General features: G+C 69.9%; 22 protein-coding genes, 4 tRNA genes and 2 pseudogenes. 17 read left to right on the top strand and 11 right to left on the bottom strand.

Annotation, left to right across the window (positions count from 1 at the left end; all coding sequences use genetic code 11):
- Window positions 1-12: 12 nt before the first annotated feature.
- Window positions 13-552 (bottom strand): hypothetical protein, encoded by a 540-nt coding sequence (locus ACOACO_RS12725; protein WP_420296638.1) that lies wholly within the window; start codon window positions 550-552, stop codon window positions 13-15.
- 212 nt (window positions 553-764) lie between these two features.
- Window positions 765-971, bottom strand: coding sequence for a hypothetical protein (locus ACOACO_RS12720; RefSeq protein WP_420296637.1), 207 nt, complete (start codon window positions 969-971; stop codon window positions 765-767).
- A 113-nt stretch (window positions 972-1,084) separates the two neighbouring features.
- On the opposite strand from ACOACO_RS12720, the gene ACOACO_RS12715 reads away from it, so the two are divergent.
- A complete protein-coding gene (locus ACOACO_RS12715) occupies window positions 1,085-1,366 on the top strand; it encodes a hypothetical protein (RefSeq protein WP_420296636.1) in 282 nt (93 codons plus the stop codon).
- A 54-nt stretch (window positions 1,367-1,420) separates the two neighbouring features.
- On the opposite strand, the gene ACOACO_RS12710 is transcribed toward ACOACO_RS12715, so the two are convergent.
- The gene (locus tag ACOACO_RS12710; RefSeq protein ID WP_420296635.1) at window positions 1,421-1,933 is read right to left on the bottom strand and encodes a hypothetical protein; all 513 of its coding nucleotides are present in this window, start codon (window positions 1,931-1,933) and stop codon (window positions 1,421-1,423) included.
- 952 nt (window positions 1,934-2,885) lie between these two features.
- On the opposite strand from ACOACO_RS12710, the gene ACOACO_RS12705 reads away from it, so the two are divergent.
- Window positions 2,886-3,218 (top strand): plasmid maintenance system killer protein, encoded by a 333-nt coding sequence (locus tag ACOACO_RS12705; protein WP_420296634.1) that lies wholly within the window; start codon window positions 2,886-2,888, stop codon window positions 3,216-3,218.
- Window positions 3,219-3,234: 16 nt separating this feature from the next.
- A complete protein-coding gene (locus tag ACOACO_RS12700; protein WP_420296633.1) occupies window positions 3,235-4,305 on the top strand; it encodes a helix-turn-helix domain-containing protein in 1,071 nt (356 codons plus the stop codon).
- A gap of 1,041 nt (window positions 4,306-5,346) precedes the next feature.
- On the opposite strand, the gene ACOACO_RS12695 is transcribed toward ACOACO_RS12700, so the two are convergent.
- The 6 genes from ACOACO_RS12695 to ACOACO_RS12670 form a co-directional block, all read right to left on the bottom strand.
- Window positions 5,347-6,387, bottom strand: coding sequence for an Eco57I restriction-modification methylase domain-containing protein (locus ACOACO_RS12695; RefSeq protein ID WP_420296632.1), 1,041 nt, complete (start codon window positions 6,385-6,387; stop codon window positions 5,347-5,349).
- 3 nt (window positions 6,388-6,390) lie between these two features.
- Window positions 6,391-9,678: a DEAD/DEAH box helicase family protein gene (locus ACOACO_RS12690; protein ID WP_420296631.1), complete on the bottom strand. Its 3,288-nt coding sequence runs from the start codon at window positions 9,676-9,678 to the stop codon at window positions 6,391-6,393.
- Window positions 9,671-10,315, bottom strand: a complete 645-nt coding sequence (locus ACOACO_RS12685; RefSeq protein WP_420296630.1) for a DNA methyltransferase — start codon at window positions 10,313-10,315, stop codon at window positions 9,671-9,673. Before ACOACO_RS12685 ends, ACOACO_RS12690 begins: the two co-directional genes overlap by 8 nt.
- Window positions 10,316-10,715: 400 nt before the next feature.
- A tRNA-Val gene (locus ACOACO_RS12680) sits at window positions 10,716-10,787 on the bottom strand.
- A 37-nt stretch (window positions 10,788-10,824) separates the two neighbouring features.
- A tRNA-Cys gene (locus tag ACOACO_RS12675) sits at window positions 10,825-10,895 on the bottom strand.
- Window positions 10,896-10,923: 28 nt separating this feature from the next.
- Window positions 10,924-10,996 (bottom strand) — tRNA-Gly (locus ACOACO_RS12670).
- 165 nt (window positions 10,997-11,161) lie between these two features.
- Between ACOACO_RS12670 and ACOACO_RS12665 the strand changes: the two genes are divergently transcribed.
- Window positions 11,162-11,983 carry an aminotransferase class IV gene (locus ACOACO_RS12665; RefSeq protein WP_420296629.1) on the top strand — a complete coding sequence of 274 codons (822 nt, stop codon included), beginning with the start codon at window positions 11,162-11,164 and terminating at the stop codon, window positions 11,981-11,983.
- Window positions 11,984-12,048: 65 nt separating this feature from the next.
- Window positions 12,049-12,120: transfer RNA gene (locus ACOACO_RS12660), tRNA-Val, on the top strand.
- A gap of 63 nt (window positions 12,121-12,183) precedes the next feature.
- Here the strand turns inward: ACOACO_RS12660 and ACOACO_RS12655 are convergent.
- Window positions 12,184-12,561 carry a DUF1330 domain-containing protein gene (locus ACOACO_RS12655; RefSeq protein WP_420297236.1) on the bottom strand — a complete coding sequence of 126 codons (378 nt, stop codon included), beginning with the start codon at window positions 12,559-12,561 and terminating at the stop codon, window positions 12,184-12,186.
- A gap of 75 nt (window positions 12,562-12,636) precedes the next feature.
- Here ACOACO_RS12655 and ACOACO_RS12650 point away from each other — a divergent pair.
- A pseudogene (locus ACOACO_RS12650) lies at window positions 12,637-13,329 on the top strand (NADPH-dependent F420 reductase); the annotation flags it as partial.
- Window positions 13,330-13,368: 39 nt separating this feature from the next.
- Here the strand turns inward: ACOACO_RS12650 and ACOACO_RS12645 are convergent.
- The gene (locus ACOACO_RS12645) at window positions 13,369-13,734 is read right to left on the bottom strand and encodes a hypothetical protein (RefSeq protein WP_420296628.1); all 366 of its coding nucleotides are present in this window, start codon (window positions 13,732-13,734) and stop codon (window positions 13,369-13,371) included.
- A gap of 132 nt (window positions 13,735-13,866) precedes the next feature.
- Here ACOACO_RS12645 and thrS point away from each other — a divergent pair, with 132 nt between their 5' ends.
- The 11 genes and pseudogenes from thrS to ACOACO_RS12590 all read left to right on the top strand — a co-directional run bounded on the left by thrS (window position 13,867) and on the right by ACOACO_RS12590 (window position 25,725).
- Entirely contained in the window at window positions 13,867-15,855 is a 1,989-nt protein-coding gene (gene thrS, locus ACOACO_RS12640; protein WP_420296627.1) for a threonine--tRNA ligase, read from the top strand.
- Between the two features lie 5 nt (window positions 15,856-15,860).
- Entirely contained in the window at window positions 15,861-16,859 is a 999-nt protein-coding gene (locus ACOACO_RS12635; RefSeq protein WP_420296626.1) for a hypothetical protein, read from the top strand.
- Between the two features lie 31 nt (window positions 16,860-16,890).
- A complete protein-coding gene (locus ACOACO_RS12630) occupies window positions 16,891-17,412 on the top strand; it encodes an HIT family protein (protein WP_420296625.1) in 522 nt (173 codons plus the stop codon).
- Complete coding sequence (locus tag ACOACO_RS12625; RefSeq protein ID WP_420296624.1) at window positions 17,409-18,188, top strand: inositol monophosphatase family protein; 780 nt, start codon at window positions 17,409-17,411, stop codon at window positions 18,186-18,188. Before ACOACO_RS12630 ends, ACOACO_RS12625 begins: the two co-directional genes overlap by 4 nt.
- Window positions 18,189-18,200: 12 nt before the next feature.
- Entirely contained in the window at window positions 18,201-18,830 is a 630-nt protein-coding gene (gene pgsA / locus ACOACO_RS12620; protein ID WP_420296623.1) for a phosphatidylinositol phosphate synthase, read from the top strand.
- Between the two features lie 152 nt (window positions 18,831-18,982).
- Entirely contained in the window at window positions 18,983-20,044 is a 1,062-nt protein-coding gene (locus ACOACO_RS12615; protein ID WP_420296622.1) for an AurF N-oxygenase family protein, read from the top strand.
- A gap of 161 nt (window positions 20,045-20,205) precedes the next feature.
- The gene (locus ACOACO_RS12610) at window positions 20,206-21,972 is read left to right on the top strand and encodes an FAD-dependent oxidoreductase (protein ID WP_420296621.1); all 1,767 of its coding nucleotides are present in this window, start codon (window positions 20,206-20,208) and stop codon (window positions 21,970-21,972) included.
- Window positions 21,973-22,160: 188 nt separating this feature from the next.
- Window positions 22,161-23,008 (top strand): annotated as a pseudogene (gene pdxS / locus ACOACO_RS12605) (pyridoxal 5'-phosphate synthase lyase subunit PdxS).
- A 45-nt stretch (window positions 23,009-23,053) separates the two neighbouring features.
- Complete coding sequence (locus ACOACO_RS12600) at window positions 23,054-24,199, top strand: metallophosphoesterase (RefSeq protein WP_420296620.1); 1,146 nt, start codon at window positions 23,054-23,056, stop codon at window positions 24,197-24,199.
- A 126-nt stretch (window positions 24,200-24,325) separates the two neighbouring features.
- The gene (pdxT, locus tag ACOACO_RS12595) at window positions 24,326-24,946 is read left to right on the top strand and encodes a pyridoxal 5'-phosphate synthase glutaminase subunit PdxT (protein WP_420296619.1); all 621 of its coding nucleotides are present in this window, start codon (window positions 24,326-24,328) and stop codon (window positions 24,944-24,946) included.
- 11 nt (window positions 24,947-24,957) lie between these two features.
- Window positions 24,958-25,725, top strand: coding sequence for a YebC/PmpR family DNA-binding transcriptional regulator (locus ACOACO_RS12590; RefSeq protein ID WP_420296618.1), 768 nt, complete (start codon window positions 24,958-24,960; stop codon window positions 25,723-25,725).
- Window positions 25,726-25,731 lie beyond the last annotated feature (6 nt).

Genomic DNA, 25,731 nt, shown 5'->3' with positions numbered 1-25,731 from the left:
CGCCCGTCGGGCTCAGCCGAGCTCGGCCAGCACGTCGTCGGGCAGCGGGAAGCGCGCGCTGGTCGCGTCGGGGTCGATGGACCCGACGGCCGACACCTCGACGTACGCCGGGGTGGTGCACTCCGGGACGGTGCCCGTGCGGGTGTCGCCGGGCAGGAGCAGATTGAGCGTCCCCTCGGCCGAGGTGCCCGCGGCGAGCGGGTCACCGATGAGCAGCGTCGAGCCCGCGACGTACTCGCCGACGGCCGGCTCGTCGCCGCACACGATGCCGAAGCTGGGCACGGCGGTCTCCCGGTCCGTGGGGTTCTCGACCACGACCGACGCCGTCACCCAGGGACCGCCGCTGTCACCGCCGACCTCGAGCGACGAGACGGTGACGAGCACGCCGTCGACGAGCTCGAGCGCGTCCCCGACGGCGACCTCGGTGGAGCTGCGGGTGGGGACCCCGTCGGGGCCGGCCTCCGGCCCCGCGTCGTCGCCGGTCTCCGAGCTGCAGGCGGTGAGGCTGGACATCCCGGCGAGCACGCCGGCCACGAGAACGATGCGCTTCATGGGTGGGGAACCTATCGCCGACCGGGGGGCCACCTCGACCGGGGCGGGTCCGGCGTGCAGGCGGTCCCGGACGATCGCCCGTGCGGCAAGGAACCCCCGCCGCCCTGCGTGAGGGAGACCGGGGTTCCTCGGTGCGCCGACCTCGCGGGGTCGGCTACGTCACCCACCGTAGTCGCCGACCGCGCGACGGTGGGGACGCGACGGGCGGCCGGTCAGGTGTCGGCGTCCGGGAGGCTCTGGTCGTCCTCGCCGACGGTGTCCATGTGGGCCTCGAAGGCGCGCCGGTCGGTGACGTCGCCGTGCGGGGAGCGCGCCCACTCCCCGAAGGGCCGCGGCTCCCGCTCCCGCGCCTCGCGGGGGTGGTAGGTGACCGACCGGCCGTCGTCGCTCCACGTGGCGACCCAACGCGACGCACGCACGCTCAGGACCTCCCCGCGGGGCGGCCCGCCGGGAGGGCGGGGGACCGGGCGGGGCGGCGGGGTGGGAGCGGCACCGGTGCGACGCGATCGAACATACGTTCTATTCTGCACCCATGCGTGTCACCTCCGTCGACCTGGGCCCGATGTACGCCGCCCGGGTCCAGCACGTGTGGGTGGACATCACGGGGCAGTGGGAGCAGCCGCGGCCCGGCGTCGTCATGATGTGGCGCCAGCGGCGGGGGAAGCGGTTCGGGTGGGACGCCTGGGTGGTGTGGCTCGAGCCGGGGACCGACCAGAGGCCCGACGCCCGCATGGAGCAGGCGTGGGTCGACTCCCGCCTCGTGCGCACCCTCGACCAGTGGCCGGCGCAGGAGGGGGCGATCACGCCGCCGTGAGCCGGGTGGGGCCCGATCGGCACCGGCGACGACGACCGGGGTGTCGAACCAGGCTCAGGCCGGGGGCGACGCGTACACGGTGGTGTCCGGCGACAGCTGGGGAGCCACCCGCCGGGCGACGACCCCGGCCGGCATCGCCCACGGGACCACGACGGCGACGGGCGGCTGCCCCGGGGCGGTCAGCGTCATCTCGAACCGTCCGTCCTCGGACACGAAGTCCCACGTGACGGTGATGGCGGGGCCCCGGGCGCCCGGCGCGACCGTCGTGGTGAAGACGTGGTGCGTGTCGGAGGAGCCGTACTGCCAACCCTGGAGGTTGATGGTGCCCCAATGCGAGGTCGTCGAGAGGGCGTCCATCGGAACGATCGCCGAGACGGTGACGGCTTCGGTGGACGACAGGTTGACGACACCGATGCGCGCGTGCCCGTCCGCCAGGTATTCCGTGTACGGCTCGAAGGTGGCGGCCACGCTCGCGGCGAACGCGGGAGCGGCGACGGCCACGGCGACGACGGGTGCCGTCCAGGTGGTGGCGCGGAGGACGGTGCGGCGGGACGGCGTCGGGGTCACGGAGGCACGATCGCACGGTGGGAAGTGTCGCGTCCCGGGAACGACGAAGGGCCCCGCCACCTCTGCGTGGGGGATGACGAGGGCGGGGGCGCTCCGTGCGGTGGGCGGTGGGCGGTGCGCGTGCTCGCCGCCGCGACCGCCGCACGAGATCGCTGCGCTGGTGGGGCACGAGTCGCACGTCGAGCGCACGAGGAAGTCCGACAACGAGGAAGACCCCGCGGCTCTACATGTTTGGCCAGAAGGTCGACTTCCGCACCTCAACCGGACGAGCGCGGCGCGAGTGCTCGCCCTACGCGTGGGCCCACGTAGGACTCTCCGAGCGCGCCGCTCTGCGTGCCGCTTTCGGTGCAGCCCTTCGTGACCGCCTCGCACTGCGGGCGGAGCCGGTGGTCATCGACTGTCCCTCCACCGCGTGTTTGATGTGCGGGATAGCGACAATCACCCGGTCGGCGATCGAGGTGTCGCGGCGTGGGAGCGTCGGGGCAACCCGGCTGGCGACGTGGCGGGCAGTGCTCGTTGACCGGACGTCCCTCGGCGGAACGCCTAGACCGGAGCGCATTGAGGGTCACGTGTGTCCGGACTGCGGACGGCAGCGATAGACGAAGTGGGGGGAGTCGGCTGGCGCGCTCGTGCTCGGGCGGTCGTGTCGTACTTGGGCCCACTCATCGCCGCAGAAGGCGAAGCGTTTGCGCTCGATGCTCACGGCGACTTCCCGCCGGCGCTCCCAGCCTGGGCTGCCGTGAATCGGCCGGTCGGCGGTGCCCCGTGGGAGCACCTCCGCAAGTCGATTGATGGCCTCTGAACGTTCAGATCGGCGCAGTGGCTGGTGTGACTCGTGCTACAAAGCGAGCGACCGCGTTGAGAGTTCAGGGTGCTTGAGTTGCCTTCGGGGGTGTGTTGTGGAACATTCTGTCGGACGACAGCGTTACCTTGCAGGTAATGGACAGGGGCGATGAAGGTCACGTACTCCAACCGACGGTTGGAGAAGCAGTGCACCCAAGAGAAGGAAAAGCGCAAGGCTTTCGACCGGGCGGTGGCAGGCAGCCTAGGTCGACGAGTCAACGAACTGATGTCGGCGGACAACATGGGCGACGTCTTGGACGGACCGGGACGGTGGGAAGTGCTCACCGGGGATCGAGACGGCCAGATCTCGGGTCGGCTCAGCCCGAACGATCGGCTGATCGTCGAAGTCGCCTGTCGCGACGCGCTGGAGGGTGAGGATCAGATGGCTCTCATACGGGCAGCGACCGATGTCGAAGTCATCGAGATCGTGGATTACCACTGAGGGGGAGGTGAAACCAATGGTTGACCTGGACTATGCAGTGCCACCGGGGGAGTACATCGCCGAGTGGCTGGAGGAGAACGAACTCAGCCAAGCTGAGCTCGCGCGTCGCCTGGGGTACTCGCCCAAGCACGTCAGCATGCTCATCCGTGGCAGTGCGCTCGGAACTGACGTCGCGAACCGCCTTGAGCTCGTGACGGGAGTGCCGGGGGCTAGGTGGCTTCAACTTGAGGCTCACTACCGGCGAGAGTTGGAGCGGCTGGCGTTTGAAGCGGACAGCGCATCCGCGAAGGCCATTCTCAAGGCCCTTCCCGTCCCCGAGTTGCGTAAGCGCGGCTTCATCGAGCATGACCGCAGGAAGCCCGGCCACTGCATTCTGGAGCTGTTGGCATTCTTCCGTGTCGGGTCGCTCGATGCTTTGGTCGAACGGATGGAGTCGGCTCCTGCCGTGTCCTTTCGTCAGGGGGATGACGCCGACAGCGGTGCTGTGCTGAGCTGGCTTCAGATTGGCGAGGTGTGTGCTGAGGCCATCGAGGTTCGTCGCCGGTTCAGACCCGAGAACGTGATTCCCCTTATGGACGGCCTGCGGGAACTGAGCGTGCACCCTCCGTCGCACTTTGGAAGCACGTTGGTCGATCGGCTCAAGGACGCAGGCGTCAGGCTGGTCTATGTATCCGACTTCCCGCGTACTAAGACTTACGGCGCGTCGCGCTGGTTCCGCGGACACCCGCTTGTCCAGCTGTCGCTAAGACGCCGAGGCGACGATACGTTCTGGTTCACGCTCTTTCATGAGCTCGGCCACGTCGTTCACCACCTCCCTCACCACAAGAACAAGACCTTCATCGCAGTCGGAGATGGAGACCGAGACAAGTGGGAGATCGAGGCCGATCAGTTCGCCTCGACCACGCTCATTCCGCCGAGCCGTGAGGCCGAGCTGGTCGGCCTCCAATCGCTGGAGGACGTGCATCAGTTCGCAGCTAGCCTTGGCATCGCACCCGGCATCGTTGTGGGACGACTCCAGCATGACCAGTTGTGGGGCTGGGAGCGTGGCAACGGTCTCAAGCAGTCGCTGGTCGTCGTCGACGAGTGAAGGTTGCGTAGGTCGTCTAGGTCTAGTGCGCTGCGGGGCCTGCCAGGGCTACGCCCTCCTCGTCGGTCGTGTCGTACGAGAGCCCCTCGACGCCGACAGAAGGTGGAGCACTTGCGCGTGACGATCGAGAGCAATTTCCTACCAGCGCTACCAGCATATCACGAAAGAAACGCCCAGCAGCGAACCGTGGGCACACCTCCGCCGCGTGATCGTCCATATCCGAGCATGGAGTGGCGACCGCTGTTCGACTGCCGGATCATTAGCCTGTCTGGCTCAACATCAACCTGGTCCTGAGGATGCCACCGGCTTGATGGTTTGGATGTATCGGGCACGGTGGACGCCGGGCGGTTTCGTAACGTCTGAGAGAAGCGAGTCGATAAGGGTCGCGTCTGCGCTCCCCAGCGGCACCAAGGCGCGGCGAATTGTCGCCGGCCAGGCGTGCTTATGCGGAAACACTTCGAGCCGTTCGACCAGTGGCGCTAAGGCGACCCCCTCATGCATGGGCGCGAGGGTCTGAAGGTCGATGTCGCAGCCGACGGGGAATGTGCGGCCCGCCACCATAACGGGGTTGTCGAGCGTGACGGGCGAAGACGTCACCTCTGCCCGGCCCATGACTAGCGTCGCGTCACGCCCCGGATTGTGATAGCACCCTCGTGTCGTGAGCAGTAGGAGCCTGTCACCAATCGCAAGTCGCTCTACGGAGTGCGCCAGGACGGGAAGGCCATTCGCTCCTCTCGGAGAATCCAAGCGAGTGCCTCACGCTCGCCGATCACGAGAAGATACGTGGCGGTCATAGCCGCACATTACCGAGGCTGGGGCCTTCCCAGCGTCGGAACGCAAGTCGTTCCGTGGTGGCGACCACGAGACACTAGTCGGCGGTGTCGTTCGTCGCGGCACCTGCTCAAATTATCAACCGCCGTCGCCTCTTGGCGGGCGCACGCCTTAGCACCGGTCCCGGCTGGAATGTGGCGAGGATGGTCAACCGCCCCATCGTGGCAATCAAGACCGCAGTCGACCATCGCGCGTGCGCTCGCACCCCGGCTACTCCATCGGCTTGACGTTGCTCTCGATGAAGGCGATCTCCTCGGCGTCGAGCCCGTACTTGGCGTACAACTGCTCGTCGATCTGAGGGATCGGCTTCGACCAGTCGATGTCTGACCCCGAGGTGAAGTCCTGCAGTGGGACATGCTTCCACTTGATGGCCGAGTTGTGCTGCGTCGTCTTAAGGATTCCGAGCATCGCCCTCGCGAACTTCGTCCTCACGTAGGTGGCGCACGTCTCAGCCTCTGCCTCGGAGTCGAACTTGCCGATGGACATGAACGTCTGAGTGAAGCCGGTGCCGGGCACGGCTACGGTCGGCATGCCGACCACCCTGCCCGACTTCACGGCAGCGCCATCGGCGCTGGCGATGATGACCTTGTAGTTGTCGACGACCTCGGGAGCGACCACGTATTCCTTGCGCACCCATCGTTCCGCACGCTTCCGATTCGCGAGACCCAGGATTCGAACGTGCTCGTGACCGTCCATAGGGTCGGACTGCAGGCAGACCTCGTCCATGCGCTCGAACGTGTTCGTCTTCATGCGGAGGCCGCTGGAGACTGGGATGCGCTCACGCAGCTCCGGATGGTCGACGAAGACCTGCTCGTTCCACGAGCAAGGGTGCTCGGTGATCGTCGAGGCGAGGGACAGGCTCGAGCGCGACTCCACCGCATCGACCAGCGACTTCGCGATGTCCGACAAGTAGGACTGGCTCCCGATGGGGCCGATAACACGCGTCGCGTCGCGATAGGTCACGACAATCCCGCCATCAATGGCCGTACCGGGGAAGATTGTGGACGAGGAGGGTTCGAAGATTGCAACGCTCAGGTGCTCGTCGGCAAGCGTCTTCTGATTCCAGGACTTCGGGGTCTGCCCGGCGTTTGACAGGAATCGAGCCGGGGTGACCAGCACGGTCCGTTCGGAGACCTCAAAAGCCGCGTCCATGAACAGGTGGTAGATCGGCGGAGACTTCGCCTCGTTGTCGCCGATCAGGTCGTCCTGGTACGGCGGGTTGCCGATGACGACGTCGAACTTCTTGATCATGAGTCAGTTGCCTTCCTTCAGCATCTGGTCGACCATTGCCACGCGCTCCCCTGGGGTCATGCGTGCGAGATTTCCGATCTTGAAGTGCCCGGACTCCTTGAGCCAGGCCTTACGTTCCGCGACGCCGCCGGAGACTGCCTCCAGGGTGATGTGGTGCAGGATCTCGTTGTGACTCATCTCGAAGATCTGTGACGTCAGGATGTGCCGGAGCCGCTCGTTCTGGTCGGGGAAGACGTCGACAAGGCCCGTGTCGAGGCGGCGCACCAGCTCCATCAGGAACAGCCCTGCGGTCGAGAAGAGGTCCGCGAAGGTCTTATCCGCGTCGGTGAAGATCCCCGGATTCTCGTCCTCGAGGGCCTCGACCATGAGCTTGACCACGGACTGGGGGGTGAAGACTAGGGACGTCTTCTGCTGCGGAATGTAGGCGAAGATGTTCTCGGTCTGCGCATCGTTGAAGTAGTCGGCGAGTGCGTCCTTCTTGTCCAAGAATTCCTGCACGGCTTGGTCGAAGACGGCTTCGTCGAACAGGCCCGGGATCTTCGTGACGGTGCCGTCCTTCTCCACGACCTCTTGGCCGTCGCGCAAGAGCCGGAACTCCTCCTCGGTGATCCCGGTGATTTCCTCGAACACGTCGTCCGGTGTGTAGTCGTCGAAGTTCGACAGGCGGAGACCGCGGTCGCCGTAGGCCATGAGAAACATCGGGATCGTTCGCGCGAAGCCTCGGAGGTGCGACCGGGCGTCGTCCATCGTCTGGTTCGCGCGCTTCTGCTCCTTCTTGGTCTCCTCGCGCGTGACTACCTCGGGGACGATCGAGTCCATCGTGCTCTCGACGATGGTCAGGATGTTCGCCTTGAACGCCTGCTCCTGCTCTGCCTTGTTGGTCTGGATGACCTCGGCCTCGGCCTCGGTGGCTGCGTTCTTGAGTTCGTCGTCAAGGTGCTTGCTGGCGATGTTGTGCTCGGCATAAGCGCGCTCGACCTGGCTCTTCACGACCTGCTCGGTGCGCTTCAGATCGCGATCCACTTGCGCCGCGGTGAGCCCGTACTCTTCCTTGAGCTCTTCGCGCTTGGCGCGACTCTGCTCGGTCACCGCCTTCGCGATTGCCGCCGCTGCAGTGGACGCTGGCGCGTCAGGGTTGGGTGTCGGGATGTCCTCGAGCCGGTAGATCGGCTTGCCGAGCTCGTCTACCTTCGGGTTGATGACGGTCTCGAGGTCGACCTGCACGTTGCCGTCCGGGTCGGTGACGGGCGGGGGCTGCGGGATCTCTATGGGATCCCCCGTCCTGACCTTGCCCTGCTTTGCGGTTGGAAGCTTGTCCAGGATCTCTTTGACGTGCTCGGAGTAGCGGAAGATGCCTGCGACGTTGGCGAATAGCAGGTTCGACAGGAACCCTCGGCGCACGACCTCGCGAGCCTTGAACACCTGCGGGAACGTCAGGACCTGCGAGGCGTCGAGCTCGATCATGCGCCCCTCGGCGTCCTCGCCGAGGACTGGGAAGAAGTTCAGCAGCGTGCGGATGTTCTCCTGCCGAACGGCCTGGTCGCCAGGGGGGCTCGGGTGCAGGTTGTTGGCGAAGGCGTCGAAGATCGTCAGCGTGCGCTCGGGCGCGAAGTCGAAGATGTAGGCGTTCTGCTTCTGGAAGACGTGCCCGGCACGCTCGAAGGTGCAGGGGTTCTGCGCCCGGAATGCCGCCTGCATGTACTGCGCCGGCGAAGATAGGTCGGACAGCATGATGACGGCGGTCCACTGGGGCACTGTGACGCCCGTGGTGAGCTGTCCGACCGACAGGGTGATGGTCTTGCCACCTACCTGCTCAGCCGCCTCGATGGCCTGGCGCACCTTGTTGAGTGACTTGCCGGCAACGACCGGGTCGGTGTCTTCGTCGGAGCGCCCGTCGCCTGCGGCGAGGACGATCGTGTAGTCCTTGAAGACGTCGTGCTTCTTGAGCAGCTTCTCGAGGGCCTTAGCTGAGGCGACGCGGTTGAGCAGCCAGAACGAGTGGCGGATCTCGTCTCGCAGCTCAGGTGTAGAGAAGGGGTACTTCTCGTTGGCCGTCAGGCAGTCAAGGAACTTGATGATCTCGGCCTCATGCTCGAAGAACCCGTTGTCCTTGGTCGCGAAGAATTCGTTGAGGTTGAAGGTGAAGTCGATGTTCGCCTCGTCCTCGTCGATCGCCACACCCTCAGCCAGACGATCGGTAACCATGCGCGAGATCTGGTAGGTCAGCAGGTTGAGCATCGGCAGCGGCGCGTACGGGTTCTCCCCCTTCTCGTCCTCCCACTGCTGGCGGGCGACCTGCTCGTCCTCGTACGTCCAGTTGAAGATCTGGTCCTGGTCGAACTTGCCGGAGGCCAGCGCCTTGAATGGGGTGCCCGACAGGTGCAGCGTCCACTTTCGCTTGATCTGGTCGAAGGCGACGTCGGTCTTCGTGGTGTCGATGCCCTCGTGGGCCTCGTCGATCACCAGCAAGTCCCAGTCGAATTGCGCGATGTGCTTGAGCTTGTCGTAGGCGCCGCCGAAGTACTGCGATCCCTTGAGGTCCTGCAGTGACAGGAACTCCACGATTCGCGGGTCCTCGTCCTGATGCTCGAGCGAGAAAGTCCGCCACTGCTCGCGGGTCATGGGCGAGCGGCCGGCCAGCGAGGGAGACTCCGAGACGAAGCGGAACGAGGTCTGGTGACCGATGAAGCGCGTGAAGTCGTCGAACCAGGAGTTCGCGATGGCCGGACGGTTGGTGACGACTAGGACGCGCTGGACGTCCAGCGTCCGCATCAGGTCGTACGTCGTCAACGTCTTGCCGAACCGCGGCTTGGCGTTCCAAAGAACTTCGTCTTTACCGTCTTTGTAGGCCGCCACGGCCTGGTCGACCGCCGCCTGCTGTTCGGGCCGCAGGGTGTAGTCGTCCTCCAGGCTGCCGGGCACGGGCGCGAAGTCCTGCCCAGCGAACTCGTAGAAGTAGTCGAGCGACTTGCGCGGAGCGGGGGCAAAGTGGAACCACTCGGTCCGCTTCGGTGTTATCTCCCGCTGCACGCCCTGCTGCTGGAGGTAGGCGTGGAACTCCGTGTCTGTGAACCGCCCACCAGACTCAGATGTGAACAGTGCCCGTTTCGCCCACAGCTTCTTCTTCTCGACGGACAGTTGGGATGCCTGCTGGGCGATCCGTGCGTCCGCGGTTTCCTGCTCGGTGTACCCGATCTTCTCCCAGCCCTCGTACTTCGGGATATCAGGAGTGGTCCACGAGTAGATGAGTGGAATGATCTCGCGGAACGTGCTGATCTTCGGACTAGGCATTCGACCCCCGCTGCTCGTGAACCTTGTCGATCCGGCAAGGCTCGTAGCTGTCGTAGACGGTGAAATCCAAGGCGTGGTCGCGCAATGAGGCGAGGGTGAACGGCTCGCGCTGGACCATCCCAGGTGCATCCTGGACGCGGTTCCACCAGGAGAACTGGATCTCCTTGCCGCGCCAGTCCAAGCCGATCAGCGTGTTGCCGCGAATGATGTTTGTGTCGATGAGGAAGGCCGCGGCTCGACGCAGGTCCGTCTCTGGGCCACACGGGACCTCGCGCTCCTCGTGGAAGCGCATGAACGTGGCAAGCATGGCTACCTTGGCGTCCTGGTGGTTGTCCTCCAACAGTTCGACGCCGTAGATCGAGGCCAGGGCGAACAGCGAGGTCTCGGGCCAGTCTGGGCGCGAATAGTTCTTCTCGATCGCGCGGAGCTTGCGGTGCAAGATTGCGACCAGGAAGTTGCCGTCGCCTGCTGCAGGCTCGAAGAAGGTCTTGTCGACGAAGCCGGGGCCGCTCTCCAAATCGTCGCGGACGAGATCGAGCATGCGATCGACCATGTGGCGGGGCGTGAGGACCTCGCCATAGGTTCTGACCCGGTGTCGGGACTTCACCAACTGCTCCTCGACGATGGTCGGCGTCACGGATGGACCCCGGGCTGCCTCTGGGGAGCAAGGCCGCCGAGTACGGCGCTCCGCCATTCGCATGTTGGTAGAGGCCCCTGTTTCTGAATGGACCCAGTGAGGCCCGGACCCCCGCTGCGCTTCGTCACTCTGCGTACACCACTCCATGTCGGCTGTCGCCGCCCATCATGACGGATAAGTCCGACACTCCTGTGAGGAACACGCGCAGACACCTGTTCGTCGAGGGGGGTCCGAGTGGATAGCCGACTTCAATGCTGTCAGCTTGCGCTGCAGCCAGTTCGGGACGGGTAGGGGCGAGGCGAGCAGAAACACAGCAGGAAACGTCGCACAGTTTGGCATGGGTTTGGCATGAGAAACGGGCAGGCCCGAGAAACTAGTCTCTGACCTGCCCGTTTGGAAGTGGGCGATACTGGGTTTGAACCAGTGACCTCTTCCGTGTCAAGGAAGCGCGCTACCACTGCGCCAATCGCCCTTTAAACGACCACGATCCCGGGGGATCGAGGAAGTCGAGGTGGAGACGGGATTTGAACCCGTGTAGACGGATTTGCAGTCCGTTGCCTCGCCTCTCGGCCACTCCACCGTGGAGGCTTCGACCATTGTTCTCTCCGAGCGGACGACGAGGCTCGAACTCGCGACCTCAACCTTGGCAAGGTTGCGCTCTACCAACTGAGCTACGTCCGCTTGCGCTCCGTTCCGTTCCCGGCCCGGCGTGCGTCGAGAACATTAGCGGATGCCCCACCCGGTGCAAAATCGGGTCCACGGCGGCGTGGCGAGCAGGCGAACGGGCCCGTCGTTGCGGGGTTTTCGGCCGCTGTGCCGTTCCGCAGCCGTCCTACGATGACCCCCATGCAGACGTGGGTGGACGGCCGGCTCCTGACCGATCCCGACGAGCCGGTGGTGCGGGCGACCGACCACGGGCTCACGGTGGGGGACGGGGTGTTCGAGTCCGTCAAGGTCGTCGACGGCCGCCCCTTCGCGCTGACCCGCCACCTCGAGCGCCTGGAGCGCTCCGCCTCCGGCCTCGGTCTCGGCCGCGTCGACGTCGCCGCGGTCCGCGCGGGCATCGACGCGGTGCTCGGGGCCGAGCACCTGCCCCTGGGGCGGCTGCGCATCACCGTGACCGGGGGCCCGGGCCCGCTCGGTTCCGGGCGGGGCGACGCGCCCTGCACCGTCCTGGTCTCGGCCGTCCCCATGGACCCGCTGCCCACCTCCACGACGGTCGTCACCGTGCCGTGGCGCCGCAACGAGCACAGCGCGGTCGCCGGCCTCAAGACCACGTCGTACGCCGAGAACGTGGTCGCCCTCGCGCACGCCGCCGAGCACGGCGCCTCGGAGGCGGTGTTCGCCAACACCGCGGGGAACCTCTGCGAGGGGACGGGGTCGAACGTCTTCTACGTTGTGGACGGTGAGCTGCGGACGCCGACGCTCGCCGGTGGCTGCCTCGCCGGCGTGACCCGCGCGCTGGTGATCGAGTGGCTGGGTGCCCGCGAGGTCGACGAGCCCGTCACGGTCGCCGAGCAGGCGGACGAGGTCTTCCTCGTCAGCACCACCCGCGACGTCCAGGCCGTCGCGCGGTGGGGGGAGCGCGAGCTCCCGGCCCCCGGCCCCGTGACCGCCCGGGCGCAGCAGGTGTGGGCCGAGCGCGAGGCCCAGGACGTCGACCCGTGACGGTCGGGGACCCCGCATTGTGAGTTGGTGCGCGTCGTGCGCTAACGTGTGCGACCGCACCACGCGGGCGATTGGCGCAGTGGTAGCGCGCTTCGTTCACACCGAAGAGGTCACTGGTTCGAACCCAGTATCGCCCACCGACGGAACGCCCCCGGCTCACGAGCCGGGGGCGTTCCTGCGTCTCGGGGGACCTGCGACGGTCAGCTCGTGGGCCGGCCCCAGGGCACGGTGGCCTGCAGCACGGCCTCGGTCAGGGCGTTGGTGCGGTGCTGCGTGACCTGCTGGTACTCGGGGTCGGCGACCATCCGGCTGAAGGCCTGGCGGTCGGGGTAGCGCACCAGCAGCACCGCGTCCCAGTCCTGACCCGTCTCGGCGACGAGGGTGGTCGACCCGTCGCCGGCGAACAGCACCTCAGCGCCGTACCTCGGCAGGAACGTGTCGTTGAGTGCCGCCGCGTAGCGCGCGTACTCCTCGCGCCCGCCCTCGGTGAAACGCAGCAGGTTGAGCATGACCACGGGGCCGCCCGGGTCGTCGGTCAGGTAGCGCTTGATGTCCTTGCCGGTGGGGTTGATCGCCATGCCGCCGATCGTGGCAGGTCGCCGCGCCGGTGTCGCGCCTCGCGGAACAGCGGCGCGCCGACCGCGGTTGCAGCCGCCATGACCACCACCATCGGATTGATCGGCGCCGGCAACATCGGCGGCACGCTCGCCCGCCTCGCGGTCGCGGCGGGGTACGACGTCGTGCTGAGCAACAGCCGCGGGCCGGAGAGCCTCGTCGACCTCGTCACCGAGCTGGGCGGCAGCGCCCGTCCGGCAACCGCGGAGCAGGCCGCGGAGCGGGGCGACGTCGTCGTCGTGACCATCCCGCTCAAGGCCTACCGGGACGTGCCGGTCGACGCCCTGCGCGGCAAGGTCGTCATCGACACGAACAACTACTACCCCGAGCGCGACGGCCACGTCGCCGAGCTGGACGACGAGTCGACGACCACCAGCGAGCTGCTGCAGGCCCACCTGCCGGAGGCGCACGTCGTGAAGGCGTTCAACAACATCTTCTTCGAGCACCTCTTCAACCGGGCCCGCGAGAGCGGCGACCCCGAGCGCAGCGTGCTGCCGATCGCGGGCGACGACCCCGGCGCCAAGGCGACCGTGCGCGAGGTGATGGACCGCCTCGGGTACGACGCGCTCGACGTCGGTCCGCTGGCCGAGGGGTGGCGCTACCAGCGCGACACCGCGGCGTACGCCGGCCTGTTCGTCGCCGACGACGACTGGGCGAACCCGCGCCAGGTCACCCGCCCGCTGCTGGAGGAGCGGCTCGCCGCGGCCCGTCGCTACCGCGACATGGTCTGACCCGCGGCCCGAGCGGGTGGCCGGTGCCGTCGTACCGGCTCAGAGGTCGGTGCCCACCAGGTCCGCGACGCCCAACCCGGCGAGCACCAGCACCAGCAGGACCGCGAGCAGCGCGAGCGTGAGCCCACGGTCGCTGACCGGGGACGAGCGCACCCACGCGTGCTGCGGGACGTCGGCCTCGGCGGCCCAGGACCGCGCGTGGTCCATCCCGCAGAAGCTGACGGCGTACGAGTGCCGCCAGTCGGTCTCGATCTCGCTCGAGGCCGTCGTGGGGTCGGACGCCGGCTCGTCGAGCCCGCGGGCCAGGACCAGGCGCACGGTGGTGCCGTCGGTGAGGTCGACGGCGCTCCAGCACACGGCGCACCGGTTGGCGGGAGGGCTGCTGCGGCGGGTCGTCTGCTTCACCCGCGCAGGGTAGGCCGTCACGGGCCCGCCGCGGGGTGAAACCGGGGCGAGCGCGGCCGACGGGGACCGATAGCATCGCGCCGGGCGCCCCGTGCACCCGCCACCCGACCGCACGTCCCCAGGAGATACCTCGTGTCCGACATCTCGATCGCCCGCATCCACGCCGACGCGCGCGAGGAGCGGACGGTCACGGCCGGCACGAAGGCCTGGGAGCTCTTCGCCGAGCAGCCCGACGTGGTCGCCGCGCGCGTCGGCGGCGAGCTGCGCGACCTCTCCCACGAGCTGGCCGACGGCGACGAGGTCGAGGCCGTCGAGATCACCAGCAAGGACGGCCTCGACATCCTGCGCCACTCGACCGCGCACGTGCTCGCCCAGGCGGTGCAGGCGCTGTTCCCGGAGGCGAAGCTCGGCATCGGCCCGCCGATCACCGACGGCTTCTACTACGACTTCGACGTCGAGACCCCGTTCACCCCCGCGGACCTCGACAAGATCGAGACCCGGATGCGCAAGATCATCAAGGAGAACCAGCGGTTCTCCCGCCGGGTCACCACCGACGGCGACGCGCTCACCGAGCTCGCCGACGAGCCCTACAAGCTCGAGCTCATCGCGCTCAAGGGCGGCGGCGCGGCGGAGGACGCCGCCGAGGGCGCGAGCGTCGAGGTCGGCGCGGGCGAGCTCACCATCTACGACAACATCGGTCGCAGCGGCGACGTGGTCTGGAAGGACCTGTGCCGCGGCCCGCACCTGCCCACCACCAAGCGCATCCCGGCGTTCAAGCTGATGCGCAGCGCGGCGGCGTACTGGCGCGGCGACGAGAAGAACAAGCAGCTGCAGCGCATCTACGGCACCGCGTGGGAGAGCAAGGAGTCGCTCGAGGCCCACCTGCACCGCCTCGAGGAGGCCGAGCGCCGCGACCACCGCAAGCTCGGCCGCGAGCTGGACCTGTTCAGCTTCCCCGACGAGCTGGGCTCGGGCCTGCCGGTCTTCCACCCCAAGGGCGGGGTCATCAAGCGGGAGATGGAGGACTACGTCCGCCGCCGGCACATCGAGGAGGGCTTCTCCTACGTCGGCACCCCGCACATCAGCAAGGACGGCCTGTTCCACACCTCGGGGCACCTGCCGTACTACGCCGACACCATGTTCCCGCCGATGGAGTTCGAGGGCTCGAACTACCAGCTGAAGGCGATGAACTGCCCGATGCACAACCTCATCTACGCCTCGCGCGGACGCTCCTACCGCGAGCTCCCGCTGCGGCTCTTCGAGTTCGGCTCGGTCTACCGCTACGAGAAGTCCGGCGTCATCCACGGCCTCACCCGCGTGCGCGGCTTCGCCCAGGACGACTCGCACTCCTACTGCACCCCCGAGCAGGCGCCGGCCGAGGTCAAGCACCTGCTCGACTTCATGCTGAGCGTGCTGCGCGACTTCGGGCTCGACGACTTCTACCTGGAGCTGTCGACCCGCGACGACTCCAAGCCGGGCAAGTTCGTGGGCACCGAGGACCAGTGGGCGACCGCGACGAAGGTGCTGGAGGACGTGGCCCTGGGCTCCGGCCTCGAGCTCGTGCCAGACCCGGGCGGCGCCGCCTTCTACGGCCCGAAGATCTCGGTCCAGGCCAAGGACGCCATCGGCCGCACCTGGCAGATGGGCACCGTGCAGTACGACTTCAACCAGCCCCAGGGCTTCGGGCTGGAGTACGCCGCCGCGGACGGCTCGCGCCAGCAGCCCGTGATGATCCACTCCGCGAAGTTCGGGTCCATCGAGCGCTTCCTGGGCGTGCTCGTCGAGCACTACGCCGGCGTCTTCCCGCCGTGGCTCGCGCCGGTGCAGGTGCAGGCCATCCCGGTCGCCGAGCGCCACGTCGACTACCTGTACGACGTGGCGAGGCGCCTGCGGGCCGCGGGCATCCGGGTCGAGGTCGACGACTCCGACGACCGGATGCAGAAGAAGATCCGCAACGCCCAGCTGCAGAAGGTGCCCTTCATGGTCATCGTGGGCGACCAGGACGTCGAGGCGGGCGCGGTGTCCTTCCGCTACCGCAACGGCGACCAGGACAACGGCGTGCCGATCGACGACGCGGTCAGCCGGGTCGTCGAGGCCGTCGCCGCCCGTACCCAGGTCTGAGCGACGTGGGGGACGGCGTGGGGGCCGTCGGGGGAGTGCGCGGCCTGCTGGCCGCCGCGCTCCTCGTCGTCCCCCTCGCCGCCTGCGGCGGGGGTGACGGGGACGGTGCGTCGTCGCCGAGCACCACCTCGCCACCCAGCGCCCCCGCGGCGGCGACCACCGGGCTGACCGACGTCCCCGACCCGGGCACGGCGGGCCCCGGCCCCGCCGCCGGCGACCTGGCGGGACTCGCGGAGGAGCTGGCCGGCGAGCAGGCCGAGCCGCCGGCGCGCGACCCGGACGAGGCCGTGCTCGGCGGGGACATCAGCTGGCCCCAGTGCCCCCGTGGCCTCGGCATCCCGCAGAAGCGGACGCTCGGCATGCCGATGCCCCTGCCGGAGGCGGAGTACGTCGTCATCGGCCTCACCAACGGCCCCGGGTTCCACCCCAACCCGTGCCTCGCCGAGCAGGTCGCGTGGGTCGCCGAGCGCCGGCTGCTCGCGGCGGCGTACGCCGTCGCCAGCTTCCCCGACGCGGCGACCGTGGCCCGCCACGGCACGACGGGCCCGTTCGACGGCTCGACGCCCGACGGCGCCCTGCGCAACACCGGCTACCAGCAGGCGCGGTTCAACGTCGCGTCCATGCGCTCCGCGGGCCTGGTCTCGCCCGTGGTGTGGATCGACGTCGAGCCGGTGCCCGACTTCGAGTGGAGCGACGACCCGGACGCGAACGCGGCCGTCGTCGAGGGCGTGGCCCGGGGCTACACGGACGCCGGGCTGGCCATCGGCGTCTACTCCACGCCGTACCTGTGGGAGCAGGTCGTCGGTGACCTGGCGCTGGGCGTGCCGGAGTGGCGGGCGGCCGGGCACACCTCCCGCGAGGATGCCCTCGAGCGCTGCGGCGAGGAATGGGTGATCCAGGGCGGCCCGGCGGTGCTGGGCCAGTGGGTGGCCGACGAGCGCGACCAGAACGTGACCTGTCCCGGCGTGGCCAGCGAGCTGCGCCGGTGGTTCCACCAGTACTGACGGACTCGTGCGAGAGAGGCGGAGGAGCGACGTGAGCGACCCCGACGGGCTGATGCGGCTCTACACCCCGTACCGGATGGCCTACATCCGGGGCGGCGACGGTGAGGAGCAGCCGCGCACCGAGCCGCGCGGCTGCCCCTTCTGCCGGATGGTGGCGGGCACGTCGACCGAGCCCGACCTCGTCGTCGCCGAGGGGCCGACCACCTTCGTGGTGCTCAACCTCTACCCCTACAACCCGGGTCACCTCATGGTGCTGCCGCGCCGGCACGTCGCGGACTACACGGACCTCGACGACGACGAGACCGCAGAGGTGGCGGCGATGACGAAGTCGGCGATCCGCGCGATCCGGGCGATCGCCGCGCCCGACGCCTTCAACGTCGGCCTCAACCTCGGCTCGGCGGCCGGCGGCTCGCTCGCGGCGCACCTGCACCAGCACGTGGTGCCGCGCTGGTCCGGCGACGCCAACTTCATGACCGTGCTCGGTGCGACCAAGACGCTGCCGCAGCTGCTCACCGACACGCGCGACCTGCTGCGCGACGCGTGGCCGGCGTGAGCGCGCCCGACCCCGACGACGTCCGCCTCGCCGGGGACGTCGTGCGCGCCGCGGGCCGGCTGGCCGCGGCCATGCGCGACGAGGGCGTCGAGGGTCTCGCCGTGGCCGAGAAGACGTCGGTCTCCGACGTGGTGACGGCCGCGGACCACGCCGCCGAGGAGCTGGTGGCGCAACGGCTGCGCGCCGAGCGCCCCGGCGACGGGCTGCTGGGGGAGGAGGGCGTCGACGAGGCGGGCACGACTGGTCGCCGCTGGGTGATCGACCCCGTGGACGGCACCTACAACTTCCTCTCCGGGCTGTCGTGGTGGTGCTCGGCGCTCGCCCTGCTCGACGGCGACGAGCTCGTGCTCGGCGCCGTCTACCACCCGCACGAGGACGCCCTGTTCGTCGGCGGGCCCGGCCTGCCGACCACCCGCGACGGGCAGCGCCTGCCGCAGCTGGACGACGTACCGCTCGCGCGGGCCAGTGCCGCCACCTACTTCCACCCCGCCGCCCTCGCGGGGGCGGCCGGCCGGGCGTTCGGTCGCGCCACCGGTGCCGTGGCCGCGGTGCGGATGCTCGGGTCGGGGAGCATGGACGCCACCGCCGTCGCGCAGGGCCGTCTCGGCCTGGTGTTCCAGCACTCGGTGCCGACGTGGGACGAGCTGCCGGGCGCGGCGCTGGTGCGCGGGGTGGGCGGCACGACGCGGCACGAGGTCGTCGACGGGCTCGACTGGTACGCCGCGGGCGCGCCGACGGCGGTCGCCGAGGCGTGCGCCGCGCTCGCGGGCCGCTAGCCTGCCGTCACCATGCTCGAGCGCTTCCGCGGGTTCTGGACCCGACTCCTCTCGCCCATCGCCCGCTTCCTCATCCGCCGCGGGGTCAGCCCCGACGCCGTGACCCTCGTCGGCACGATCGGTGTCTGCGTCGGCGCCCTCGTGTTCTTCCCGCAGGGCGAGCTGCTCGTCGGCGTCCTGTTCATCACCGCCTTCGTCTTCTCCGACCTCATCGACGGGTTCATGGCGCGGGAGACGGGGCGCAGCTCGAAGTTCGGCGCGTTCCTCGACTCCACGCTCGACCGCGTGGGGGACGGCGCCATCTTCGGCGGCCTGGCGCTCTACTTCGCCGGCCCGGGCGACTCGCGGCTCTACCTCGTGCTGAGCCTCGTCTGCCTCGTCATGGGCAGCGTGACCTCCTACGCCCGGGCACGGGCGGAGGGCCTCGGCTTCCAGGCCAAGGTCGGCATCGCCGAGCGGGCGGACCGGCTCGTCGCCATCCTCGTCATGACCGGCCTGACGGGCATCTTCGACCTGCCGATCCTGATGCAGGTGACGCTCTGGGCCCTGGCGGTCGCCAGCACGGTCACGGTCGTGCAGCGCATCTGGGTGGTGCGCCAGCAGGCGCTCGCAGAGGGCACGGTGCCGCCGCCCGCGGGCTGACGACGGCGGTCCGCGAACATGACACTCTGAATGTTACATAGTCCTTGACATCGTCCGTGCGGCGGAGCACGATCGGGTGAACGGGTGGCCCAGCCACCCTCGAACGACCGGGAGACCGGCCGTGCCGCGACGACGCGAGGAGAGTGCCAGCGATGACCGCACAGGTGTCCGAGAAGCCCGACGCCTCCGGTGAGCCGGAGAAGTTCACCCTCGAGATGATCGACTGGGACGCGCCCGAGGTGCCCGAAGGCCTGTCCGACGAGGAGTACGCCGAGGTGCTGCACCGCCTCTCGGTCGCGTCCGTGGAGCGTCACTTCGACGCGTTCGTCGACATCGACTGGGACCACCCGGACTTCCAGGTGCGTCACGACGACCCCCGCTGGATCCTGCCGAGCGCGGACCCGCTGGGCGCCAGCGAGTGGTACCGCTCGCAGCCCGTGGAGAAGCAGATCGAGATGGGCCTGTGGCGCCAGGCCAACATCTTCAAGGTCGGCTGGCAGTTCGAGAACATCCTGATCCGCGGGATCATGCAGTACGTCTTCAGCCTGAAGAACGGCTCGCCGGAGTACCGCTACCTCATGCACGAGGCGACGGAGGAGTGCCACCACACCCAGATGTTCCAGGAGGCCGTGAACCGCGTCGGCATGGACGTCTCGGGCATGCCGCGGTGGATCCGGGCCCTGAGCCCCACGTTCTCGCTGGTCGCGAACCGCCTGCCGGTCATCTTCTTCGTCGGCGTCCTCGCCGGCGAGGAGCCGATCGACCACACGCAGAAGGCGATCCTGCGCAGCCGCGACGAGATCCACCCGATGATGGGGCGGATCATGGAGATCCACGTCGCCGAGGAGGCGCGCCACATCTCCTTCGCCCACGAGCTGATCAAGCGCCGCGCGCCGAAGATGGGCCGCGTCAACAAGCTCGCGGTCTCGCTGCTCTACCCGATCATCATGCGGATCCTCGGCGACGCCATCCTGATGCCGCCCAAGGAGTTCCGCCGCAAGTTCGACGTGCCGGAGAGCCTCATCAAGGAGCTCTACTGGGACTCCCCGGAGTCGCAGAAGATGCTGGCCGACACCTTCGCCGACGTGCGCATGCTCGCCGAGCAGTCCGGGCTGATGAACCCGCTGGCCAAGCGACTGTGGAAGCGCCTCGGCATGTACGGCACCCGCCCCTCGCGCTACCGCAGCGAGCCCCCGGTGAAGTTCGCCGCCTGAGGTCCCGGGCCCCGGCCCACGGCACCCAACGCGCCCAGCACCCCCGGTACGGCGGTGCCGGTGACGGTCACCACGTCGCCGGTGCCGCCGTACCGTTCTCCCCCGGTCGAGCCGGCCGCCCGCACCCCCGCGGCGCCCCCGAACAGACAGCGAACCCCCCCATGCCCCACGTCGTCACGCGCTCGTGCTGCGGGGACGCCTCGTGCGTCTTCGCGTGCCCGGTCAACTGCATCCACCCCACGCCCGACGAGCCGGACTTCGGCACCGCGGAGATGCTGTACATCGACCCGGCGTCGTGCGTCGACTGCGGCGCGTGCGTCAGCGCCTGCCCGGTGGGCGCGATCAAGCCCCACACGAAGCTGACCGACGGCGAGCTGCCCTTCCTCGAGATCAACGAGCTGTTCCACACCCCGCCGCGGCCGCGCCCGGTGCAGGCGCCCCTGCGGCCCATCGAGCGGGCCGACCCGGCCCGTGGCCCGCTGCGCGTCGCCGTCGTCGGCTCGGGGCCGGCGGCCATGTACGCCGCCGACGAGGTGCTCAAGCAGGACGGCGCGCAGGTGAGCGTGATCGAGCGGCTGCCCACGCCGTACGGCCTCGCCCGCGCGGGCGTCGCCCCCGACCACCCCGACACCCGCAAGGTCGTCGACCTCTTCCGCACCATCGAGCGCGAGGCCGGGTTCTCCTACCACCTCGGCGTCGAGGTCGGCGTCGACCTGACGCACGAGGACCTCTTGGCCCACCACCACGCCGTGCTCTACGCGACGGGCGCCTCGCTCGACCGGCGCCTCGGCGTGGAGGGCGAGGACCTGCCCGGAAGCGGCACGGCCACGGCCTTCGTCGCCTGGTACAACGGCCACCCGGACCACACCGAGCTCGACGTCCCCCTCGACGCCGAGCGCGTCGTCGTCGTCGGCAACGGCAACGTCGCCCTCGACGTCGCCCGGATCCTCGCGACCGACCCCGAGCGGCTGGCCGGCACCGACATCGCCGACCACGCGCTGGAGGCCCTACGCGAGAGCAAGGTCCGCGAGGTCGTGCTCGTGGCCCGGCGCGGCGCGGCGCAGGCGGCGTACACGCTGCCCGAGCTCACCGGTCTCGTCATGCGCGACGACATCGACGTGGTCGTGGAGGGCGGGCTGCGCCTCGACGACGAGACGTCGCGCCGCCGGGCCGCCGGCACCCTCGAGCCGATGCTGGAGCAGAAGATCCGGATGCTCGAGCACCTGCCGGAGCCCCGGGGCGGGGGCCGGCGCCGCGTGGTGCTGCGCTTCGCCCAGTCCCCCCTCCGCATCCTGGGCGAGGGGGCCGTCGCCGGCCTCGAGGTGGTCGACAACGACCTCGTCGTCGACGCGGAGGGCAACGCCCGCGCCGTGGCCACCGACCGGGTCTCCACCGTCGCGGCCGGTCTCGTGCTCCGCTCCGTCGGCTACCGCGGTCGCCCCGTGCCCGGCCTGCCCTTCGACGAGGTCAGCGCGACCATCCCCAACGACGCCGGACGGGTCCACGACGGCACCGGCACGCCCGTGCCGGGGACGTACGTCGCGGGCTGGATCAAGCGGGGACCGAGCGGCTACATCGGCACCAACAAGTCGGACGCGGAGGAGACGGTCGCGCACCTCGTGGCCGACTTCAACGCGGGCCTGCTGCCGGAGCCCGGCGCCCCCACAGCCGGCGTCCCGGCGGGCCCCGACGGCGCCCCGGGCGCGCACCGCGAGGCGTTCGCGCAGCTGGTGCGCCGCCGGGCCCCGCGGTCGATCGACGCGGCCGGCTGGGCCGCCGTCGACACCTACGAGCGGGCCTGGGGAGCGCGCGACGGGCGGCCCCGCCGCAAGCTCGTCGACCGCGACGCCATGGTGGAGGTGGCCCGGTCGCGGCCGGTCGCGCCCACCCCTCGGCACGGCGGACGCCGCGCGCGCCGTCGACCCTAGGGCTGCCGCCCATGACCCCCACGGACGCCCCCGCCTCGCCCGCCTCGCCCGCCTCGCCCGCCTCGCCCGCCTCGCCCGCCTCGCCCGCCTCGCCCGCCTCGCCCGCCTCGCCCGCCTCGCCCGCCTCGCCCACGTCCGGTGACGCGCCCGGCCGCCCGACGACCGGCTCGGTGCGGGTGAAGCGGGGCATGGCCGACATGCTCAAGGGTGGCGTGATCATGGACGTCGTCACCGCCGAGCAGGCGCGGATCGCGGAGGACGCGGGCGCGGTGGCCGTGATGGCGCTGGAGCGGGTGCCGGCCGACATCCGGGCGCAGGGCGGGGTGTCGCGGATGAGCGACCCCGACATGATCGACTCGATCGTCGAGGCGGTCTCGATCCCGGTCATGGCCAAGGCCCGCATCGGGCACTTCGCCGAGGCCCAGGTGCTGCAGAGCCTCGGGGTCGACTACGTCGACGAGTCCGAGGTGCTGACCCCGGCCGACTACGCCCACCACATCGACAAGTGGTCCTTCACCGTGCCGTTCGTGTGCGGCGCGACGAACCTGGGCGAGGCGCTGCGGCGCATCACCGAGGGCGCCGCCATGATCCGCTCCAAGGGCGAGGCCGGCACCGGCGACGTGTCCAGCGCGGTGACCCACTGCGCACCATCCGCGCCGAGATCGCGCGGCTGTCCTCCCTGGCCCCCGACGAGCTGTACGTCGCGGCGAAGGAGCTGTCCGCGCCGTACGAGCTGGTCGCGGAGGTCGCGGCCGCGGGGCGCCTGCCCGTCGTGCTGTTCACCGCGGGCGGCATCGCGACCCCGGCGGACGCCGCGATGATGATGCAGCTCGGCGCCGAGGGTGTGTTCGTCGGCTCAAGGATCTTCAAGTCGGGCAACCCCGCGCAGCGCGCCGAGGCGATCGTGCGCGCGACCACCTTCTTCGACGACCCCGACGTGGTCGCGAAGGCCTCGCGGGGCCTGGGCGAGGCCATGGTCGGCATCAACGTCGAGGGGATCCCGCAGCCGCACCGGCTCGCCGAGCGCGGCTGGTGACGCCCGCCGGGCCGGCGGTCAGGCCGCGCCCGGCAGGATGAGCGGGTGATCTGGCTCGGCGCCGCGCTCGCCCTCCTCGTGCTCGCCGGCTGGGTGACGTGGCTGGTGCGGCGCCTGGCGGTGGCACCCGCGTGGGCCGAGGTGCTGGGCCCGCGGCGCTCCGCGGTGGTACGGCGCGCGACCGTCGCCGTCGCGGCCCTCGGGGTCGTCGCGTTCGTGGCGGCGGAGGTCGTGCAGCGCACGACCGACCCCGCGCCGTGGCGCCCGATGCTGTGGCTCGGCCTGACGGCGGTCGCCTTCACCTGGTACCTGACGCTCGGTCTCCTCGTGGTGGCGCTCGTGTGCGGGGCGCTCCGGCTCGCGCGACGTCCGTCGGCCCGCCTGCGGGCCGCCCGGTGGGGGGCCGTGCTCGCCGTCCTCGCGGCGGCGACCACCACGGCGTACGGGCACATCGAGGCCGCCCACGTGCGCACCACCGAGCACGAGGTCGTCGTCGACGACCTGGGGGCGGGCCTCGACGGCCTGCGGGTGGCGTTCGTCAGCGACCTGCACGTCGGGCCGGTCCGCGACGGGGACTTCGTGCGGGAGGTGGTCGACCAGGTGGCCGGGACGGACGCCGACCTCGTGGTGCTCGGGGGCGACTACGCCGACGGCCTGCACCGCCACGTCGGGCCGTACCTCGACCCGCTCGGCGACCTCGACGCGCCGCACGGCGTGGTGGGCGTGACCGGCAACCACGAGTTCCTCAACGGCGACGCGGACGAGCTGGTCGCCCGCCTCGAGGAGCTCGGCACCACGGTGCTGGGCAACGAGTCGGTCGTGGTCGAGGCCGGGGGAGCGCGCCTCGTCGTCGCCGGGGTCCACGACGCCGTCGGGACCGGCGCGGACGCCCCCGACCCGGACGCCGCCCTCGCCGGCACCACCCCCGACGACGCCATCCTCTACGTCGCCCACGAGCCGTCCCAGGTGGTCACCGACCGGGGCGTCGACGTGCAGCTGTCCGGGCACACGCACGGCGGCCAGCTGTGGCCGTTCGGCTGGTTCGTGCCCCTCGACCAACCGACCGTCGCCGGTGTCGACGACGTCGGCGGGGTGACCCTGGTGACCGGCCGGGGCGCCGGCGCCTGGGGCCCGCCGGTGCGTGTCGGCGCCCCGCCCGAGGTCGTGGTGGTGACGCTCCGCGCGGGCTGAGCCGCGCCGGGATGCGGGACGCTCCGGGGCGGGCGGGTGCCGCCCGCTGGGTTCGGCGCCCGTGCCCCCGCCCGAGCGCCCCTCCGCCGCGGACCGCCCCGCGGCCCCGGACCGGCCCCGCGTCGGGTGCTCGCCCTGCAGGGCGACGTCCGCGAGCACGTGGCTGCGCTGCGCCGCCTGGGTGCCGACGTCGTGCCCGTCCGTCGCGCCGAGGAGCTCGCCGACCTCGACGGGCTCGTGCTGCCGGGCGGCGAGTCGACGACGATCGGCCGGCTCGCGGTGCGCTTCGGGGTGATGGACGCGGTGCGCGCCTTCGTGGCGCAGGCACGTCCCGTGCTCGGCACGTGCGCGGGCATGGTGCTCCTCGCCGACCGGGTGCTCGACGGCACCCCGGCGCAGGAGGACGGCAGCGAGGCCGTCGGCGGGCTCGACGTCACCGTGCGCCGCAACGCCTTCGGCCGACAGGTCGACTCGTTCGAGACCACCGTGGACCTCGCCGGGTCCCGGGTGCCGGCGGTCCTCATCCGCGCCCCGTGGGTCGAGTCCGTCGGGCCCGGGGTCGAGGTCCTGGCGCGGGTGGAGGGCTCCCCGACGCACGGCGGCGCCGCAGGTAGGATCGTCGCGGTCCGGCAGGGCTCGCTCCTGGCGACGTCCTTCCACCCCGAGATCGGTGACGACCCCGTCGTCCACCGGATGTTCTGGGACTCGGTGGTGGGTGCGGCCGGGCCCGTCGTACCAGCTGAGTAGAAGAGGGACGCATGTCTGGCCACTCCAAGTGGGCGACCACGAAGCACAAGAAGGCCGCCATCGACGCCAAGCGCGGCAAGATGTTCGCCAAGCTCATCAAGAACGTCGAGGTCGCGGCCCGCATGGGCGGCGGTGACCCCGGGGGCAACCCCACGCTGTACGACGCCATCCAGAAGGCGAAGAAGAGCTCGGTCCCCAACGACAACATCGACCGCGCCGTCAAGCGCGGCTCGGGCGCGGAGACGGGCGGGGCGGACTACCAGACGATCATGTACGAGGGCTACGGCCCGGCGGGCGTCGCGATGCTCATCGAGTGCCTCACCGACAACAAGAACCGCGCGGCCATGGAGGTCCGCACGGCGATGACCCGCAACGGCGGGTCGCTCGCCGACCCGGGCTCGGTGTCGTTCCTCTTCCACCGCAAGGGCGTCGTCGTGGTCCCCGCCGCGCAGGACGCGCGCACGGTCGACGAGGACGACGTGCTCGAGGCCACCCTCGAGGCCGGCGCCGACGCGGTCGAGGACATCGGCGACGCCTTCGAGGTCGTCTCCGAGGCCACCGACCTGGTCGCCGTCCGCACCGCGCTGCAGGCCGCGGGCATCGACTACGACTCCGCCGAGGCCGAGTTCCGCCCCGACCTCAAGGTCGAGCTGGACCGCGACGCGGCCGGCAAGATGCTGCGCCTCGTCGACGTGCTCGAGGACCTCGACGACGTGCAGAACATCTACGCCAACTTCGACATCTCCGACGACGTCATGGCGGAGCTCGAGGACGCCTGAGGCGAC

Origin of the sequence: Nocardioides sp. CPCC 205120 (genome assembly GCF_048654585.1) — a bacterium.
Classification (GTDB): Bacteria; Actinomycetota; Actinomycetes; order Propionibacteriales; family Nocardioidaceae; genus Nocardioides.
Note: the sequence above shows the minus strand (reverse complement) of the source record. Positions and strands in the feature narration are given on the sequence as shown.

What these genes read in the sequence shown, in the direction of transcription:
- ACOACO_RS12700 (WP_420296633.1), top strand. Translation starts at nt 3,235, where the DNA reads ATGGTTGACCTGGACTATGCAGTGCCACCGGGGGAGTACATCGCCGAG.
- ACOACO_RS12705 (WP_420296634.1), top strand. Translation starts at nt 2,886, where the DNA reads ATGAAGGTCACGTACTCCAACCGACGGTTGGAGAAGCAGTGCACCCAA.
- ACOACO_RS12615 (WP_420296622.1), top strand. Translation starts at nt 18,983, where the DNA reads ATGACCGCACAGGTGTCCGAGAAGCCCGACGCCTCCGGTGAGCCGGAG.
- ACOACO_RS12715 (WP_420296636.1), top strand. Translation starts at nt 1,085, where the DNA reads ATGCGTGTCACCTCCGTCGACCTGGGCCCGATGTACGCCGCCCGGGTC.
- pgsA (WP_420296623.1), top strand. Translation starts at nt 18,201, where the DNA reads ATGCTCGAGCGCTTCCGCGGGTTCTGGACCCGACTCCTCTCGCCCATC.
- ACOACO_RS12590 (WP_420296618.1), top strand. Translation starts at nt 24,958, where the DNA reads ATGTCTGGCCACTCCAAGTGGGCGACCACGAAGCACAAGAAGGCCGCC.
- ACOACO_RS12690 (WP_420296631.1), bottom strand. Translation starts at nt 9,678, where the DNA reads ATGCCTAGTCCGAAGATCAGCACGTTCCGCGAGATCATTCCACTCATC.
- ACOACO_RS12665 (WP_420296629.1), top strand. Translation starts at nt 11,162, where the DNA reads ATGCAGACGTGGGTGGACGGCCGGCTCCTGACCGATCCCGACGAGCCG.
- ACOACO_RS12695 (WP_420296632.1), bottom strand. Translation starts at nt 6,387, where the DNA reads ATGATCAAGAAGTTCGACGTCGTCATCGGCAACCCGCCGTACCAGGAC.
- ACOACO_RS12655 (WP_420297236.1), bottom strand. Translation starts at nt 12,561, where the DNA reads ATGGCGATCAACCCCACCGGCAAGGACATCAAGCGCTACCTGACCGAC.
- ACOACO_RS12725 (WP_420296638.1), bottom strand. Translation starts at nt 552, where the DNA reads ATGAAGCGCATCGTTCTCGTGGCCGGCGTGCTCGCCGGGATGTCCAGC.
- ACOACO_RS12610 (WP_420296621.1), top strand. Translation starts at nt 20,206, where the DNA reads ATGCCCCACGTCGTCACGCGCTCGTGCTGCGGGGACGCCTCGTGCGTC.